Consider the following 17,278-nt stretch of genomic DNA (forward strand, 5'->3'; position numbering starts at 1 on the left):
CTGATTGGATCAGAGTTCGGACAAACCGAATCCAATGATCCAAAACTGGGAGCTTACGATGAGACTGATGAAATGCCTGACAGGTCTGGCTTTGGCAGGTGCTATGGCCGCGCCCGCACTTGCACAGGACCCAACTTTTTTCCGTATTGGCACCGGTGGTGCAGGCGGCACCTATTTTCCGATTGGCGGAACCATCGCAAATGGGATCTCGGCCCCTCCGGGCTCGCGCCCCTGCGAAGAAGGTGGTCAGTGCGGCGTACCCGGCCTGATCGCGATTGCACAATCAACAACTGCGTCAGTCTTTAACAACGCGGCAGTGGAGAATGGCGAGCTTGAGGCCGGTCTGGCCGCCGCTGATGTCACCCGTTCGATGTATCTGGGCGAAGGCAAGTTCGAAGGCAAGCCGCATCCCAAGCTGCGCATTGTGGCAAACCTGTTCCCAGAGGATCTGCATCTGGTTCTGCCCGCAGGTCAGACCATTGGTGACCTGAGCGATCTCAAAGGCAAGCGCGTGGGTATCGCACAGGCGGGTTCAGGCACACAGGTGGCCGTGCTGCAGATGCTGGATGCATGGGGCGTGAACCGCGATAACATGGACGAAGCAGAGCTGAACAACAGTCAGAGCGCCGAGCGTCTGGCCGATGGGCAGCTGGACGCGTATTTCTACGCAGCTGGCTGGCCGGTCGCCGCTATGGTGCAGTTGTCATCGACCAAAGGTATGAACCTGCACTCGTTCAGTGACGAAGACCTTGCTAAGATCAACGAGATCATTCCGGCCTATATCCCTTCCGCCATACCGGGCGGTGTGTATGAAGGGATTGACACCGAAACCAAGACCCCAGCGGTCAGCGCTATGCTGGTTGTGTCGTCGGATCTGTCCGAAGAACTGGTCTATCAGCTGACCAAAGCACTGTGGAACGACAACACCCGAAAACTGCTGGACAACGGTCACGCCAAAGGCAAGCAGATCACAGCTGACACAGCTTTGGACGGAGTCGAAGCACTGGGTGTCCCCCTGCATCCTGGTGCAGAGAAGTTCTACAAAGAAGCAGGCCTTCTGCAGTAATCGAACCTCATTGAAGCCTGTCGTCGGTGCCCCTGTGCGGGGCACCGCACTCTCCTTACACGCGCAATCAGAGGGCCATCATGTCCGAGACCGAAACACGCGATGACCACGACCTGACAGCCGAAGAACTGGCAGCCATCGAAGAACAGTTCGACGAAGGCGCCGCAGTACGTCAGGTTACACCGAACACGGCCAAGGTTCTGCGGGTTGTTGCCCTGTTATTCGCGTCCTATGAATTCTTCACCGCAGGTTTCGGCTTGCCGGCGGACCACTGGCACATGGGCATTTATCTGGCCCTGTTGTTCATACTGGTTTACGCGACCATTCCGATTGTCGGGGCTAAAAACCTATATGCGCTCAAAATCAGCAGGTTTCGTATTGGGAACGTCCCGCTTTATGACCTGGTATTCATGGCATTTGGCATCGTTGCGGCGCTTTACGTTGGATTTGCCTGGCGCGGTATTCCCTTTCTCGGGATCGAGGAACAGACTTTTCGTATGGGTAATCCCAACAATTACGATGTCTTTCTTGGCGTGGTTATCATTCTGCTGGTACTTGACATCGCCCGTCGCACGCTGGGTTGGGTGCTGCCGCTGATTATCTGCGTATTCATCTCTTACGCTCTGCTTGGTCCTTATTTTCCCGGTTTGTTGCAGCATCCCGGTGTAAATTTCAAAACCTTCGTGTCGTCGATGTACTTTCCGCAGGAAGGCATCTATGGCGTCACGCTTTGGGTCGTTTCGACCATAGTCTTCCATTTCGTTTTGTTTGGTGTGATCGCGCAGCGCACCGGGTTGGGACAGTTGTTTATCGACAATGCCACCATTCTGGCGGGTCGCTATACAGGTGGCCCGGCCAAGGTATCGGTCGTTTCATCGGCATTCTTTGGAACGATCTCGGGGTCTTCAGTCGCCAACACGGTTTCAACCGGAGCGCTAACCATCCCGAACATGAAACGCCTGGGTTATCCGGGCCATTTCGCGGGCGGGGTCGAGGCCGCTTCCTCGGCGGGCGGCCAGATCACCCCGCCCATCATGGGAGCCGCGGCCTTTATCATGGCCGAGTTCCTAGAGGTGCCTTACACCACTATTGTCATTGCGGCGATCTTCCCGGCGCTTCTGCACTACGTGGGTGTCTTTGCAGTTGTGCATCTGATGGCGCGCAAGCTGAACCTGAAGGGTCTGACGAAAGAGCAATTACCGCAGCTTAAAGCTGTCTGGGCTGAAGGTTGGGCCAATATCGTGCCCCTGATTGGCCTGCTGGTGGTGCTGTTTACCGGTTACACGCCATTCATGTCGGCCTTCTGCGGCATATCGCTGGCGGTGATCGCGGGTATGTCGCGTATCAAGCAGCCACCAACGCTGATTTACGCGGCGGCGTTTCTGGCCTTTGTGTTGTGGAAATTCTCGGATGGCGGGTTCGACCTGACAATGACCGCGATACTCTGCGCGCTGTCTGTGACAGCCACACTGAACCCACAAAAACGTATCGAAGTGCCCGAGATGCTGGCTGCTGTCGAACTGGGCGTAAAATACTCGCTGGCGGTGGGTGCCGCTGCCGCCGCTGTCGGTATTGTTGTGGGTGTGATCAACACCACCGGTATCGGCTTTCGTATCGGATTTATGGTCACGCAAGGGGCAGGCAATCTGGCGGCGGATCTTTATAATATGATCTCGTTCGGCAGCTTCCAGCTGTTTGCAATCGAAGACCTGCAACTGTTCATCTCACTGATCTTCATCGCTGTCGTCTGCATCTTGATGGGGGCGGGTATTCCGACCACCGCGCTTTACATCATGCTGGTTTCTGTCGCGCAGCCCGCGCTGGCTCAGTTGGGTGTTCCGCCCATCGCAAGCCACCTGTTCGTGCTTTACTACGGTGTGGTATCCGAAATTACACCTCCGGTCTGTACCTCGGCTTATGCGGCAGCTGCGATCGCCAACTCAAATCCGTTCCGCACCGGGCTGTCCGCGTTTACGCTCGGGTTGGGCAAGGTGATAGCGCCGATGGCATTCGTCTATGCGCCGGTTTTGTTGTTCGTGTCTTCCACTGGGTTTGATTTTTGGGAATTCACATATACTGCGACAAGCTGCATAGCGGGGGTCATCGCTCTGTCCGCGGCGGTCGTCGGATATTGGCTGCAACCGCTCAACGTATTGTCTCGTATTCTGATTGCCTTTGCCGGGATCATCTTCGTGGCACCCACGTTAACGGCAGACCTGATCGCGCTGGCAGTGGCGTCACCCGTGATCGTTGCGCAGTTGATCGCCCGCACCCGAACTCAAGCAACGGCCTGACATGTCTGAACGTGTTACCATAATCGGCGCCGGGATCGTCGGCATCTGCTGCGCGCTGTCATTGCAGGAACGTGGCAAAACCGTGCGGTTGATTGACCGGGGAGAGCCCGGGCAGGAGACCTCATTCGGTAATGCTGGTGTCGTCTCGCCATGGTCAGTGATCCCCCAAGCGGTTCCCGGTATCTGGAAGGCAATCCCCCGGATGCTGCTGGACCCCAAAAGCGCCTTGTCCGTCAGGGCCTCGTTCTGGCCGAGGATGGTCCCTTGGGGCCTGAGGTTTTTGAAAGCATCTGATGAACGATCGGTCCGCCGAATCTCGGATGCGATGGAGCTTCTTTGCAGACCGTCGATAGAGTTGTATCGACGTCATTTGCAGAACACTGGTTATGAAGACCTGATTGTCGATTCCAACTACATCCATGCTTTCCGACACCCGAATCAAGCTGACCTGAAGGCGCTGGGATATCTGATCCGACAGGAGAAAGGTGGGCAACTCGAGAGGATCGACGGCCCAGAGTTGCGCCGAATTGAACCCGCTCTATCCGAGGATTTCGAAGCAGCGATCCTTATCAAAGGTCAGGCACGGATTACATCACCCGGTCAGATTGGCGCGGTTCTGGCTGAAAAAGCGCGCCAACAAGGCGCTGAGTTTATTCGGGCCGAAGTTCGAAAACTGAACCGTACCGACGAGGGGCGGTGGCATCTGACAACCCAGACCGATACGCTTCAGGCTGATACAGTCATATTGGCTGCAGGTGTGTGGTCTGCCGAGCTTTTGAAACCTTTGGGTCTGTCTGTGCCGCTGGCTGCTGAACGCGGGTACCATGTTCAGTTCCCCGCACCTTTGGCGAGCCTTCAGAATTCGGTCATGGATGTGGATGCCAAAGTGGTTGCCAGTTCGATGCAGGGCGGGCTGCGTGTGGCAGGCACCGCCGAGTTTGCGCGTGTAGATGCCCCGCCCGATCCACGAAAACAGGCGTTACTGACGCGACAAGCCAAGGCAATGATACCGGATCTTAATACCGCCGACACGCAATTCTGGATGGGGCGCCGCCCATCGTTTCCAGACAGCTTGCCTGCCATCGGGCCGATTGACGGACATCAGGGATTGTTCAGCGCTTTCGGTCATTCCCACTATGGCCTGATGATGGCGCCTAAAACCGGAGAGCTTGTGGCCGATCTGGTAGCTGGACAGCGTCTGAACATCAGTCTGGACCCATTTGCCTTGTCGCGGTTTTAAAACACGCGAAGCGACTTCTCGAGAAGGATCACAACGTCATGCCGATCTACCCAGGTGGACAGAATATCTGCGGGGCATCCATCGGAGTTTTGTGCCTGGAAAGCTATTTCCCCAAACCTCCGGGCCATATCAAAAACCCATCGAGTCTTCCGTTCCCGGTGCTGTATGAGATGATTGAAGGCGTCACAGTACCAAAGCTGCTGAACAACCCGACACCAGAGTTGCTGGAGCCCTTCATCAAAGGCGCGCAGAGGCTTGAATCCGAAGGTGTGCGGGCCATCACTGGCAGTTGCGGGTTTCTTGCATTGTTCCAGAAAGAGCTGGCCGAAGCCGTGTCCGTGCCCGTTTTTGCCTCAAGCCTGATTCAGGTGCCGCTGGCTTATTACATGACCGGTGCCAGTGCACCGGTAGGAGTGATAACCGCCGATTCCTCGGCGCTGACGCAACGCCATTTCGATGGGGTTGGGGCAGGAGATATCCCCGTAGCTGTGCAGGGTCTTGAGAACACGACCGAGTTCGCCGAAGTCATCCTGCGCAATACGCGCACCCGAATGGATACCGATCTGATTGAGGCTGAAGTTCTGAATGCTGTACGCAAACTGAAACGCGATACACCGGAAATCCGTTCGCTGGTACTGGAATGCACCGATCTACCGCCTTACGCGGCCTCAATTCAGAAGGAATTGAGCCTGCCGGTTTATGATCTGGTGACCTTGGCACATATGGCCCATTCGGTAAGCACGCGTAGCCCGTATCGCGGACTTATGCCGTGGGTTTGATGTGGACACTGCCTGGCGTGCTGACTTGATGAACAGCCAAACTGAAACGGCCTGACTGCGGAGTGAACCAAGGGTCTTCCCCTTGCCGAAACGGCTGGTTAAGAAGTTCTTCCACCGTCGCTTCAGGAGGCACCATTGGACCGTATCGCCCGCACTATCGCCACCGAGATTAAGGCACGTTCCGAGCAGGTCGGTGCCGCGATCAAGCTACTGGACGAAGGAGCAACCGTGCCTTTTGTCGCCCGATACCGGAAAGAAGCAACCGGAGGATTGGACGACACCCAATTGCGCCTGCTGTCTGAGCGGCTGACTTATCTGCGCGAGCTTGAAGCGCGGCGTGAAACCATTCTGAACTCGATCAAGGATCAGGGCAAACTGACCGACGATCTGAGTAAATCCATTGCGCGCGCGGAAACCAAAGCGCAGTTGGAAGACATTTATCTGCCGTATAAGCCAAAACGGCGCACCAAGGCGATGATTGCACGCGAAAATGGGCTTGAACCTTTGGTTGACGCTATTCTGGCGGACCGCAACTGCGACCCTGAAATATTAGCCGCGGCGTACCTCACCGAGGCGGTAACAACGACCCGGGATGCTTTGAACGGTGCGCGGGATATTTTGACCGAGCGGTTGACAGAAAACGCCGCTCTGCTGGGCGAATTGCGCAGTTTCATGCAGCACGAGGCTCTGCTCAGCGCAAAGGTCATAGAAGGCAAGGAAAAGGACGGCGCCAAGTTCAGTGACTACTTTGACCATTCCGAATTGTGGGCGGACGTGCCGTCACATCGGGCATTGGCGATGCTGCGGGCATCCAAAGAGGGCATCGTCACGCTGGATATCGCGCCTGAACCGGAGTTTGGTGCCGCGCGGGCCGAGACGATTGTCGCCGCCCATCTACAGACACGTGGCACTGGGCTAGCAGACGTGTGGTTGCGCAAAGTCGCGGGCTGGACTTGGCGGGTGAAACTTTCGCTGTCCATGATGGTCGAACTGATGGCTGACCTGCGCAGCCGGGCGCAAGACGAAGCCATTCAGGTCTTCTCGCGAAACCTCAAGGATCTGCTGTTTGCCGCACCGGCAGGTGCCAAGGCGACCTTGGGTCTGGATCCGGGCATTCGTACGGGCGTAAAGGCTGCTGTTGTTGATGCGACCGGCAAGGTTGTCGCCACCGACACCTTGTACCCGTTTCAGCCGAAGAATGATCTGCGAGGTGCACAGGCCAGTATCCTCAATCTGATATCAGCTCATCGGATCGAACTGATCGCAATCGGGAACGGGACGGCCAGCCGTGAAACCGAAAGGTTGGTTGCAGACACTCTTGCACTTCTACCCAAGACGGTGAAAGCACCAACAAAAGTGGTGGTGTCAGAAGCTGGCGCTTCGGTTTATTCCGCATCTGAACTGGCTGCGCGCGAGTTTCCGGATCTGGATGTCTCGCTACGTGGCGCGGTCTCGATTGCGCGCCGATTGCAGGACCCCTTGGCCGAGCTGGTTAAAATCGAACCGAAATCCATTGGTGTTGGCCAGTATCAGCATGATGTGGATCAGCATCGCCTGTCACAGTCGCTGGATTCCGCGATCGAGGATGTGGTGAATGCTGTCGGGGTTGATCTGAACACCGCATCTGCCCCTTTGCTGTCACGCGTGTCTGGTCTGGGTCCGGCGCAGGCCGAAGCGATTGTCACCCACCGTGACCTGAATGGGCCCTTCCTATCGCGGAAGGATTTGCTGTCCGTCGCCCGCCTTGGACCACGTGCGTTCGAACAATGCGCCGGTTTCCTGCGCATCAGGGACGGTTCAGAGCCTTTAGACGCGTCTTCAGTGCACCCCGAAGCCTATGACATTGCGCGCCGGGTCGTTGCCGCCTGCGGTCGCGATATCCGTCACATCATGGGCCATGATGGCGCGTTAAAGGGGTTGCGGGCGGAACAATTTGTAACTCAGGATTTCGGCCTGCCGACGGTTCGGGACATCTTTGCCGAACTTGAAAAGCCCGGACGCGACCCCAGACCCAGTTTTGTCTCCGCATCTTTCACCGATGGCATCGAAGAAATCACCGATCTGAAACCCGGAATGGTTTTGGAAGGCACAGTCACCAACGTCGCCGCTTTCGGCGCTTTTGTGGATATCGGCGTGCATCAGGATGGGCTGGTTCATGTCAGCCAGCTGGCGGACCGGTTTGTCAAAGATCCGCATGACGTGGTTAAAACCGGGCAGGTGGTTAAAGTACGTGTCGTCGATGTTGATGTCGCGAGAAAACGCATTGGGTTGACCATGCGAAAACAAGGGGGTGGAGGAAACCGTCGCGGAGGATGAAGTGAACTTTGCTTCGGAACCCGTGTTTGACAGCGTCAGCTTAGTGCCTTGCACGTGTTCCAATCCATGATTACGACTAGGTTGGCAGGAATGAAGGTGATGTTGGCACCCCGGAAAAAAATGGGCTGAACGATCTTTTCTTCCATGGAGATTTGCAAAGACCAGGGTTTGTAGCGGTTGGCTGGCTCGTAGTCTTGGGTAATGTCTTAAACTCAACCTTGTACCAGAGCGGATCAGTAAACCTTAGGAACTTCACCTTTTCGCAAACCAGAGGATATGCATGACACATGTCGTGACCCTGAATGCCGGATCGTCTTCGATGAAGTTCGGCCTGTTCGAACTGACAGAAGACGATCCAGTCATGGTGTGCGCCGGTGTGGTCGAACGGATCGGTGAGCCTGAGCCAATCGTCAAGGCGCGGTCATCTGGTGGTGGAGTTCTGGCGAATGGCACGGCAGGCGATATTCACGACCACGCTGCTGCCCTGGACTGGGTACTGAACCTGTTGTCACGGGCCTTCCCCAGTTGCGAGGTCACCGCGGTTGGGCATCGTATTGTTCACGGCGGACCCGAGATCGATACGCCTTTGCCGTTGACTGCCGCTGCTTTGGAGGAGTTGGACAAGCTTTCTCCGTATGCACCTCTGCACCAGCCGCACAACCTGGCTGGCGTCAAGGCAGCTATGGAACGCTTTCCAAATGCCGCCCAGATTGCCTGTTTCGACACGGCCTTTCATCGCAACCACCCCTGGGAGAACGACGTATTCGCCCTGCCGCGCGAGTATTACGACAAAGGCGTCCGGCGCTATGGTTTTCACGGGCTTAGTTATGAGTACATTTCGGACCATTTGGCCAAAACCGCACCGCTTTTGCACGCGGGGCGGGTCGTGGTTGCGCACCTGGGCAACGGTGCGTCGATGTGTGCCATGATTGGGGGGCGATCCGTCGGTTCTACCATGGGGTTTTCGTCGTTGGACGGTCTGCCGATGGGATCCCGTTGCGGTCAGCTTGATCCCGGTGTTTTGTTGTATCTAATGGATCAGGAAGGGTTGAGCGCCTCAGAGATTTCCGACCTTCTGTTTCGCAAATCAGGGTTGCTGGGTCTTTCGGGACTTTCAAGCGACATGCGCACCCTTGAAAACGCAGATACCCGCGAAAGTCGACAGGCCATCAGCTATTTCACGTTCCGCATCCGCCGCGAACTTGGGGCAATGGCCGCAATATTGGGCGGTATTGATGCCTTGATCTTCACAGGTGGTATCGGAGAAAACTCGCGTCTTGTACGTGATAGGGTATGTTCTGGAATGGGGTGGCTGGGGATTGAACTGGATCCCGATGCCAACGCGGACAATGATCGGATCATCTCGACAGACCTGTCCCGAGTGGTCGCCATGGTTATCCCGACAAATGAAGAGCTGGTTATTGCCCGTGCGGCCGCCGATCTGTTGGCAAATCGGTCCCATCGGAAAAGCGCTTAACCCGGCTGATACGTCCAGCGATACGAGGGTGGGGTAGGCCCTTTGTTGCGACCACCTTGCTGCATCTGCTCCCAGGCATGTGCCAGAATACCTACTGATCGGGACAGGCAGAAAAGGCCGCGCGCCAATGGTGGCGCAAACCCAAGCTCGGCATAAATAACTGCGGTTGCGCCATCGATGTTCATCGGGACGGGTTTACCCTTACGCCGCGCAAGTTCTGCCTCGATTTGCTGCGCAATTCGCATGAATTGCCCATCGCAAGCACGGGTTTTCACCGCTTCGGCGACCAAATCCATCAGGCGCGGCGCGCGGGGGTCTGTGGGCGTGTGAAACCTGTGTCCAAAACCCGGAAGTATCTTTCCGTGGCTTTCGATCCACGCATCGATTGCCTGCGCCAAAGTGCCAGGGTAATGGCCCATAAAGTGGTAGAGTTCCACGGCCTGCTCGCCAGCCCCTCCATGAATGTCGCCCAACATGTTCACAGCGCTCGCCATCGCGTTGTTGAGAGGCAGGCCACAGGTAACCGCCATGCGCGCGGTTGCAATCGACGGTGCCTGAGGACCGTGGTCGACTGCCGCGACCAGCGCGGCTTCGAACAATTGGGCCTGCGCTTTTGATGGGCGGTCGCCGCGTACCATGAACCAGATCATCTCCGCAAAACCAAGGCGTCCGATCAGGTTTTGAATCGGCTCCCCGCGCAGGTCTATCCGGCCAGGTTCCATATCGATGATGGATGTTGCCCACCAATCTGACACATCGCTCATATGATCCCCTCTCTGCTCAGCGCGTCGACTTCCGCGTCGGTCAATCCGATTTCGGACCACACCGCCTTGTTGTCGGCCCCAAGTTTTGGTGGCGCGATTTGCGGCATTCGCCGGGCGCCATTCATTACGACGGGACTGCCTGCAAGTTGCATTTGTTCGCCGTGAACCAACAAAGAGCCAATCAGACCGCGATCGGAAAGTTGCGGGTCTGCAAGGGCCTCGGGCACGGTCAGAACTTGTCCTGTCGGTACCCCCAATGCGTTTAATTCACTCACCCACTCGGCCGCGGCCTTCGTCTTTAGGGTGCGTTCCAGTTCTGTACGTAAGGCGTGGCGGTTTGTTTTGCGATCTTCACGCGTTGCGTAGTCGGGGTTGTTCAGCAGGTCATCCCGCCCGAGACAACGGGCAAGTGCCTGCCATTGCTCGTCCCGATTGGCCGCGATGTTGATCGGGTTGTCCCGCGTGGCAAATGTACCTGAGGGGGCCGAGGTTGTGTTCTCATTCCCATGCGCTCCGGGCGTTACGCCACCCACCAGATAATTTGAAACAACCCAACCCATCGTCGAAATCACGGCTTCGGACATCGCAACATCCAGATAGGTGCCGCGTGGGTTGGCGTTCAATGCCGCCGCGACTGCAAAGGCGGCCGTCATCCCCCCGACCGTGTCCGCCAACGGATAACCGACGCGATACGGTGCCGTGTCGGGGGCTCCGGTGATTGACATCACGCCGCTGATACCCTGCACAATCTGGTCATAAGCCGGATCGCCGCGCCGGGGGCCATCCTGCCCGAACCCGCTGATGGCGCAATAGATCAGGTTGGGATTGGAGTTGCGCAAAATTTCATACCCTAGACCAAGACGATCCATTACTCCGGGCCGGAAGTTTTCCACCAGAACATCAGCTGACTGGACAAGGCGTTTCAACAGCGCCTTGCCCTTTTCCGATTTCATGTCCAGCGTGACAGACTTTTTCCCGGCATTCTGCGCCAGAAAACTGATCCCCATCCCCGCCTTGTTTCTGGCGGGATCGGCACCCAGAACGCGAGCAAGGTCGCCACCATCGGGGCGCTCGACCTTGATCACGTCGGCACCCATCAATGCCAGTTGGTAGCAACAATACGGACCCGCGAGGACATTGGTCAGATCGAGAACCCGTATTCCCGCCAGCGGGTCAGTCACCTTCGGCAACCCCTTCCGCCCGGGCCTGTGCACGGCGCGCGCGGTAGCTGGGTAGTAGCACCAGAAGCGCCGCAATAACCAACAGACCCAGCGTCATCGGGCGTTCCCAGATAAAGGCGATACCATCGTACAACTGCATGGACCGTGAGAAGTTGTCTTCCATCATACCGCCGAGGATGAAACCGATCAGCAGTGGTGCCAGTGGGTAATCAGCAAATTTCAACGCCGTTGCGCATACCCCAAAACCCACCAGTATCAGCAGTTCGGTTGCATTGTTCTGTCCGATATAGGCCCCCATCAGAGTAAAGAACAAAATAAAGGGGATCAGATAGTTGCGCGGCACCGAGAGTACTTTGGCTATGTAGGGGATCAGCGGCAGATTCAGGATCAGAAGCACCAGGTTGCCAATGAACATGGACATGATGACCGCCCAAAAGATCTGCGGGTCGTCCAGCATAAGGCGTGGGCCCGGTGTCACATTCAGAGCAATCAATGCCCCAAGCAGGATTGCCGTCGTTCCCGATCCGGGAATGCCCAGGGTCAGCAGCGGCACGAATGAGCCTGTACAGGCGGCGTTGTTCGCCGTTTCAGGCGCGGCCAGCCCTTTGATCGACCCTTTGCCGAATTCGTCCTGCTCGGCTTTTGGGGCGATGTTACGCTCAACCGCGTAGCCCAGAAAGCTGGCAATCGTTGCGCCCGCACCCGGCAGAACGCCGATGAAAAACCCCTGTATAGACTGGCGGCCAATCACTGGTGCAATGGCTTTGGCTTCCTCCCTGCTTATGCGCAGGTCCTTGATTTCGCCTTCTTCCCCCTTAAGGTCCTTGGGTTTGAGGACAAGAAACAGCGCCTCGGGTAACGCGAACATGGCCATTGCAAGTGTGATAAAGCCAAAGCCCGACTGCAAATCCATGATGCCCATGGTGAAACGAGGCATATTGAACAGTACGCCTTCGCCAACAGTGGCCATGATCAATCCAAGGATTGTCATTATGATAGCCTTGGCAACCTGACCTGTTCCCGCAAAGGCGGCAATGGCCGACAAGCCGACAACCATCAGCGCGAAATACTCGGCTGAATGGAAAAGCAACGCGACAGAAGACAGGGCAGGGGCGAAGATCATCAAAAGCAACGCGCCGAACGTGCCACCTGCAAAGCTCGCGATTGCGGCAATGGTCAGGGCTTTGCCCGCTTTGCCCTGACGTGCCATCGGGTAGCCGTCAAAGCTGGAGGCGACGGTACCCGCGACCCCCGGCGCATTCAGCAGAATAGAAGAGGTCGAACCACCAAAAATGGCGCCATAATACACGCCGGCCAGCAGGATCAGCGCAGCGGACGGGTCGCCCATGGAAATAGCTACCGGGATCATGATGGCGATGATCGACATCGGGCCCAGACCCGGCAGCATTCCGATGAATGTGCCAATCAGACAGCCCGCCACGACCATCAGCAGATTTTGCAGTGAGAATGCCGTTTGCAGGCCTATCAGAAGTCCTTCAAGCATGTCAGCCTCCGAAAATGCCGGGCAAAGGGCGCATGTAAATGCCAAGGACTTCCTGAACCAGATACCAGACCGTACCAGTGGCGATCAGAGCGACGGGCAGCATGATATGCCATTTTCGTTCACCCAGGATAAAAGACCCAAAGATCAGGAAGGCCGAAGTTGAGATCAGGAACCCGACGGGACGCAGGCACAACGCGTAGACAACCATCAGAACCAGCAGCATGATCGCCTGACCAAGATGGTAATCGCCCAACCGCCGGTAATCGATTTCAGGTTCGCTGGGTTCAGCTTTTTCGAAACCCAGCAGAATGATCGTGGCCGTGATTATCCCCAGAATAGACAGCACTTTGGGGAAAGTGCTTGGCCATATGGGGTTTCTTTGCATGAAAGGGGGAAGACTACTGTCCATCGTGAACCAAGCGGCGTAGCCATATGTTAAACAAACACCCAGAAGAATGAGCGCGATCCAGCGATCCAGCGCCATGAGACCCCCTCCTTTTTTTCGTCGTCAGGGATGGCAGAGCGGGTTACCGCTCTGCCCAAATTGTATTCAGAGGAAGCCCAGCTTCTTCATCAGATCACCGATCTGTTGTTCCTGCTGCTCAAGAAATGACCGGAAATCATCGCCCGAGTTGTGGATGTTCACCCAACCGTTGCGTGCACGAACCTCTTCCCATTCCGGGGTGTCGTACATCTTGGCAATCGCGGCCTGGTATGCTGCAAGCTTGTCCTCGGGCAGACCCGGGGCCGCAAAGAAGCCACGCCAGTTCACAAAGGTGGTGTCGATGCCCTGTTCTTTCATGGTCATCGCGTCTGGGGCGGCCTCTACGCGATCTGCCGATGTGACGCCGATGATTTTGACTTCACCTGCATTGGCCAGATCGACGGCTTCAGAGAAACCTGTAGACAGCGCTGCGATCTCACCGGACAGAAGGGCAGCCATGGCTTTGCCACCCGCATCATATGGAATGTACTTCACGCCAAGCGCATCTTTTCCGGCCGCTTCCATCACCATGGCTGCGACCAGGTGGTCCATACCACCAGGAACCGAGCCACCGCCGATGGCCGTGTTGCCCGGGTCGGCGTCGAAGGCTGCCAGCAGATCACTCATAGAGTTGATGGGGCTGTCTTTGCCGACAACAATGGCTGCGTAATCACCGATCGTACCCGACACCAGCGTCAGGTCGCGGAAGTTGTGAGGGAACACGCCAGTCAACGAACGGATCACGATTGGCGTGGAGTTTACCATCAATGTCCCGTGGTTGCTGTCGGCGTTTTCAATCAGATAGCCGATGGCTTTGCCGCCACCACCGCCTGACATGTTTTCATAAGACGCGGTGCCCACAAGACCGGCGTTCGTCAGCGCTTCGCCGGTGCCGCGGGCGGTACCGTCCCAACCACCACCGGCGCCGCCGGGGATCAGAAAGTGGATGCTGTCCACTACCTGGTCTTCAGCCAGAACAGGTCCTGCAAGACCTACTGCAGCTACAGCTGCGATAAGGGCGCGACGGCCCAGTGCGAATGTTGTCATGATGTCCTCCCATTTGACAACGGGCCGCATGGCGGCTCAGATTGGGAAGAACAAAAACACACCAACCTGACATCAACCTGTCACGCGCGAGAATAGTATAAAAGCCCGATGAAATTTCTGCTTGTCGAAGACAATCTAGACCTCGCAAACGCAATCAGTTCCCGCATGAGGTTAGACGGGCATGTGGTTGATAACGCGTCTACATTAGGTGATGCAACTGCCTTTGTTGAAACTCAGGAATACGATCTGATCCTGCTGGATATCATGCTGCCGGATGGGGACGGTCGCGATTTCCTCAAGCGGCATCGCGCGAGCCATTTGGACACGCCGGTGATCGTTTTGACGGCCCGCAGTCAGGTTTCGGATCGAATCGGCTCGCTTGATCTTGGTGCTGACGATTATGTCACCAAACCGTTTGATCATGCCGAGCTGGAAGCGCGCTGCCGCGCAGTTCTGCGTCGCAAATCCGGGAATACGAAGACAACGATAGAAGTCGGCGGCATCGTATTCGATCCCCTGGCTGGCCATCTGACCGTGGGTGACGAGACCGTGTCGCTGCGCAATCGTGAACTGCGCCTGTTGGAATTGTTCATCAGCGCACCTGGTCAGGTTTTTTCGAAGCAAAAACTAACGGACCGGCTGTTTTCTTATGATGATGATGTCTCTGATAACGCGATCGAAGTTTATGTGGGCCGTTTGCGCAAGCATCTGGAACCCTCGGACCTGAAAATCACCACGCTTCGTGGGCTGGGATACAGACTTGACCATGCCTCCTGATCCCAATGTGTCAGGATCGCTGCGGAACAGGCTGGTTCTGACACTGATCGGCGGCGCGGCCATACTTGCGTTCCTGCTGTTTGTCGCAGTCCGAAACTATGCTGCGCAGGTCGCGCAACAGGGACAAGACAACATTCTTGGTGCATCGGTGGCCTCAATCCTCGATGCGGCCGCTTTGCGGGAAGGGGTGTTGGAGGTCGATATCCCATATGCCGCCTTCGCGATGCTAAGCACCCCTGCGGACGACCGGATCTTCTATTCTATTTTTCAGGACGGCACGTTTCTTTCCGGATACGAGGATTTTCCACCGACCATTGGACCGCGTGACGGAAAGTCGCTTTTCAGTTCCAGTCAGATTCGCGGTGAAACCATTCGTCAGGTCAGCGCCAGCCGGACTTTGGTGGGATTGGATAAGCAAACCGAACTGGTGGTCGCGCTGGGGCAGACACAAGACGCGTTGGCCGAAACTCTGGACCAGATTTCGCGCAATGCAGCGATTCTGGGCGTAGGGTTCTTTGCCCTTGCTGCCGCTCTTTCCTTCTGGGCGACGTCCTCGACCATCGGGCAGCTGAACAGATTGACAACCTCTGTCACCCGCCGTGGGCCGCAGGATCTGAGCCCGTTCAAAAAGCCGGTACCCCGCGAAATGGCCCCCTTGGTTGCTTCACTGAACTCATTGATGGGGCGGCTTGATCAGTCACTCAGCCAGTCAGAAGACTTTATTGCCGAGGCGGCCCACCGTGTTCGCACCCCTCTTGCTACGGTCAGGTCCTATGCTGACGCCACTTTACAAAGGGTTGAAAAAGAAGAAAACCGCGAGGCGCTGCGCTCGATGGTGCGTGCCATTGACGAAAGCTCTCGTGCAGCCGGACAGCTGTTGGATCATGCGATGATCACGTTCCGGGCTGACCACCTTGAGCGGGAAGACATTGACCTGAACGCTTTGGTCAGTGACCTTGTGCAGCGCCTGACACCAATTGCCGAGATGAAGGACTTGTCGTTGTCGCTTTGTGGCGACCCACAGGTCATGTATTCAGGTGACCCCATCCTCATTCAAAACGCCGTGCGCAACATGATTGACAACGCACTTAAATATGCTCCGGCCGACAGTTCTGTTCGCATCGAAGTCACGTCGGAGCCATGGGCTCAAATCCGGGTAAAAGACCGTGGCCCGGGGTTTCCCTTAAACGAAATTGACACTCTCACGCGTCGGTTTGAACGGGGTAAGAACGCAAGTGGTACCATTGGGTCCGGTTTGGGCCTGACCATCGCGCAGGACGTTGCAACAGCGCATGGTGGAGCGCTTGCCTTGTCCAACAGACAGGGAGGCGGCGCATGCGTTACATTATCGCTTTAGTCTTCCTTTGGTTTCCCGCTGTCACACAGGCGCAAGTCTGGGAGGATCGGCAAGTATTCAACGCCGAAGCAGACGAGGCACATATTCGGGTCATCTCAAGCACCGATACGTTTTTGTTTGAGCCTATGATTTCCAGCTTTATCAAGGAAAACCCTGACATTTCTGTCGAGTATTTGGTGACGGGTACTGCCGACATCGATCGGATCGTGCGCACCGCACCGGAAGATTTCGATATTGTCATTTCCAGCGCCATGGACCTGCAACTGAAACTGGCCAATGACGGTTATGGACGCGTGATTGATGACATATCGCTGCCATCCTGGGCGCAGTGGCATCGCAGTCTTTTCGCCTTCACGTTCGAGCCCGCGACCATCGTGATCAACCGTGCCGCCTTTTCCGGCGCGCCTGTCCCAGAGACTCGACAGCAACTGATTGAAGCTCTTCGAATGCGACCGGACAGCTTTCGGGGCCGGGTGGGAACTTATGACATCCGTCAGTCCGGTCTAGGGTATCTGTTTGCAACGCAGGATGCCCGTGCGTCAGAAACGTTCTGGCGCCTGATGGAAGTCATGGGCGGGTTGGATGTGCGTCTGTACTGCTGTTCCGGCGACATGATTGATGATCTTGTTAAAGGTGAGATCGCCGTAGCCTATAATGTACTTGGCAGCTATGCGGATGCGCGCGCCGGGCACAAGGATACGCTTGAGGTTATCCTGCCGTCGGATTTTCAGACGACCATGATGCGCACGGTGATGGTTCTTGAAGGTACACCCGTACCCGAATTTGCCGCGTCTTTTGTTCGTCACCTTGTATCAAAGCAATCCACGCAGTCAGGTGGGGGCCACACCCTCCCGCCTTTGGCACCTTTTGACACGGACGAAGAACGTGAAACGATTGGGCTTGATCCAGCGCTGATGACGTTTTTGGACAGATTAAAACGCCGCCGTTTTCTGGCCGAATGGGAAAGCGCAGTTATCCAGAGATAGCCCTGC

The 17,278-nt window shown here is 56.3% G+C and carries 14 protein-coding genes; 9 read left to right on the plus strand and 5 right to left on the minus strand.

Translation table 11 applies throughout. The features are described 5' to 3' along the window. The first annotated feature begins 58 nt into the window (after positions 1 to 58). The 6 genes from ACR0AD_RS17765 (at position 59) to ACR0AD_RS17790 (ending at position 9,172) form a co-directional block, all read left to right on the plus strand. The gene (locus ACR0AD_RS17765; protein ID WP_480484336.1) at positions 59 to 1,066 is read left to right on the plus strand and encodes a TAXI family TRAP transporter solute-binding subunit; all 1,008 of its coding nucleotides are present in this window, start codon (positions 59 to 61) and stop codon (positions 1,064 to 1,066) included. A gap of 80 nt (positions 1,067 to 1,146) precedes the next feature. Further along, on the plus strand, positions 1,147 to 3,360 hold the full coding sequence (locus ACR0AD_RS17770) for a TRAP transporter permease (protein WP_480484337.1): 2,214 nt from the start codon (positions 1,147 to 1,149) through the stop codon (positions 3,358 to 3,360). Position 3,361: 1 nt separating this feature from the next. Further along, the gene (locus ACR0AD_RS17775; protein WP_480488686.1) at positions 3,362 to 4,600 is read left to right on the plus strand and encodes an NAD(P)/FAD-dependent oxidoreductase; all 1,239 of its coding nucleotides are present in this window, start codon (positions 3,362 to 3,364) and stop codon (positions 4,598 to 4,600) included. 38 nt (positions 4,601 to 4,638) lie between these two features. After that, positions 4,639 to 5,379 carry an aspartate/glutamate racemase family protein gene (locus ACR0AD_RS17780; RefSeq protein ID WP_480484339.1) on the plus strand — a complete coding sequence of 247 codons (741 nt, stop codon included), beginning with the start codon at positions 4,639 to 4,641 and terminating at the stop codon, positions 5,377 to 5,379. A 135-nt stretch (positions 5,380 to 5,514) separates the two neighbouring features. Further along, positions 5,515 to 7,695 (plus strand): Tex family protein, encoded by a 2,181-nt coding sequence (locus ACR0AD_RS17785; RefSeq protein ID WP_480488684.1) that lies wholly within the window; start codon positions 5,515 to 5,517, stop codon positions 7,693 to 7,695. A 280-nt stretch (positions 7,696 to 7,975) separates the two neighbouring features. Beyond that, the gene (locus ACR0AD_RS17790) at positions 7,976 to 9,172 is read left to right on the plus strand and encodes an acetate/propionate family kinase (protein ID WP_480488682.1); all 1,197 of its coding nucleotides are present in this window, start codon (positions 7,976 to 7,978) and stop codon (positions 9,170 to 9,172) included. Here the strand turns inward: ACR0AD_RS17790 and ACR0AD_RS17795 are convergent. The 5 genes from ACR0AD_RS17795 to ACR0AD_RS17815 form a co-directional block, all read right to left on the minus strand. Next, on the minus strand, positions 9,169 to 9,936 hold the full coding sequence (locus tag ACR0AD_RS17795; protein WP_480484342.1) for a citryl-CoA lyase: 768 nt from the start codon (positions 9,934 to 9,936) through the stop codon (positions 9,169 to 9,171). The genes ACR0AD_RS17790 and ACR0AD_RS17795 overlap by 4 nt on opposite strands. Then, positions 9,933 to 11,117: a CaiB/BaiF CoA transferase family protein gene (locus ACR0AD_RS17800; protein WP_480484343.1), complete on the minus strand. Its 1,185-nt coding sequence runs from the start codon at positions 11,115 to 11,117 to the stop codon at positions 9,933 to 9,935. The genes ACR0AD_RS17795 and ACR0AD_RS17800 overlap by 4 nt, the downstream gene beginning before the upstream one ends. Next, positions 11,110 to 12,621: a tripartite tricarboxylate transporter permease gene (locus tag ACR0AD_RS17805; protein WP_480484344.1), complete on the minus strand. Its 1,512-nt coding sequence runs from the start codon at positions 12,619 to 12,621 to the stop codon at positions 11,110 to 11,112. The genes ACR0AD_RS17800 and ACR0AD_RS17805 overlap by 8 nt, the downstream gene beginning before the upstream one ends. A 1-nt stretch (position 12,622) precedes the next feature. After that, positions 12,623 to 13,105, minus strand: a complete 483-nt coding sequence (locus tag ACR0AD_RS17810; RefSeq protein ID WP_267366075.1) for a tripartite tricarboxylate transporter TctB family protein — start codon at positions 13,103 to 13,105, stop codon at positions 12,623 to 12,625. Between the two features lie 66 nt (positions 13,106 to 13,171). Continuing rightward, positions 13,172 to 14,152 carry a tripartite tricarboxylate transporter substrate binding protein gene (locus ACR0AD_RS17815; protein WP_480484345.1) on the minus strand — a complete coding sequence of 327 codons (981 nt, stop codon included), beginning with the start codon at positions 14,150 to 14,152 and terminating at the stop codon, positions 13,172 to 13,174. A gap of 108 nt (positions 14,153 to 14,260) precedes the next feature. Between ACR0AD_RS17815 and ACR0AD_RS17820 the strand changes: the two genes are divergently transcribed. Genes ACR0AD_RS17820 through ACR0AD_RS17830 form a run of 3 tightly spaced genes read left to right on the plus strand, consistent with a single transcriptional unit; the run spans position 14,261 to position 17,272 of the window. After that, on the plus strand, positions 14,261 to 14,929 hold the full coding sequence (locus ACR0AD_RS17820) for a response regulator transcription factor (protein ID WP_267366073.1): 669 nt from the start codon (positions 14,261 to 14,263) through the stop codon (positions 14,927 to 14,929). Then, complete coding sequence (locus tag ACR0AD_RS17825) at positions 14,919 to 16,286, plus strand: sensor histidine kinase (RefSeq protein WP_480484358.1); 1,368 nt, start codon at positions 14,919 to 14,921, stop codon at positions 16,284 to 16,286. Before ACR0AD_RS17820 ends, ACR0AD_RS17825 begins: the two co-directional genes overlap by 11 nt. Further along, positions 16,265 to 17,272, plus strand: coding sequence for an ABC transporter substrate-binding protein (locus tag ACR0AD_RS17830; RefSeq protein ID WP_480484346.1), 1,008 nt, complete (start codon positions 16,265 to 16,267; stop codon positions 17,270 to 17,272). The genes ACR0AD_RS17825 and ACR0AD_RS17830 overlap by 22 nt, the downstream gene beginning before the upstream one ends. Positions 17,273 to 17,278: the final 6 nt, after the last annotated feature.

The organism is Ruegeria sp. BH8 (genome assembly GCF_056538065.1).

What these genes read in the sequence shown, in the direction of transcription:
- ACR0AD_RS17765 (WP_480484336.1), top strand. Translation starts at nt 59, where the DNA reads ATGAGACTGATGAAATGCCTGACAGGTCTGGCTTTGGCAGGTGCTATG.
- ACR0AD_RS17770 (WP_480484337.1), top strand. Translation starts at nt 1,147, where the DNA reads ATGTCCGAGACCGAAACACGCGATGACCACGACCTGACAGCCGAAGAA.
- ACR0AD_RS17775 (WP_480488686.1), top strand. Translation starts at nt 3,362, where the DNA reads ATGTCTGAACGTGTTACCATAATCGGCGCCGGGATCGTCGGCATCTGC.
- ACR0AD_RS17780 (WP_480484339.1), top strand. Translation starts at nt 4,639, where the DNA reads ATGCCGATCTACCCAGGTGGACAGAATATCTGCGGGGCATCCATCGGA.
- ACR0AD_RS17790 (WP_480488682.1), top strand. Translation starts at nt 7,976, where the DNA reads ATGACACATGTCGTGACCCTGAATGCCGGATCGTCTTCGATGAAGTTC.
- ACR0AD_RS17795 (WP_480484342.1), bottom strand. Translation starts at nt 9,936, where the DNA reads ATGAGCGATGTGTCAGATTGGTGGGCAACATCCATCATCGATATGGAA.
- ACR0AD_RS17805 (WP_480484344.1), bottom strand. Translation starts at nt 12,621, where the DNA reads ATGCTTGAAGGACTTCTGATAGGCCTGCAAACGGCATTCTCACTGCAA.
- ACR0AD_RS17810 (WP_267366075.1), bottom strand. Translation starts at nt 13,105, where the DNA reads ATGGCGCTGGATCGCTGGATCGCGCTCATTCTTCTGGGTGTTTGTTTA.
- ACR0AD_RS17815 (WP_480484345.1), bottom strand. Translation starts at nt 14,152, where the DNA reads ATGACAACATTCGCACTGGGCCGTCGCGCCCTTATCGCAGCTGTAGCT.
- ACR0AD_RS17820 (WP_267366073.1), top strand. Translation starts at nt 14,261, where the DNA reads ATGAAATTTCTGCTTGTCGAAGACAATCTAGACCTCGCAAACGCAATC.
- ACR0AD_RS17825 (WP_480484358.1), top strand. Translation starts at nt 14,919, where the DNA reads ATGCCTCCTGATCCCAATGTGTCAGGATCGCTGCGGAACAGGCTGGTT.
- ACR0AD_RS17830 (WP_480484346.1), top strand. Translation starts at nt 16,265, where the DNA reads ATGCGTTACATTATCGCTTTAGTCTTCCTTTGGTTTCCCGCTGTCACA.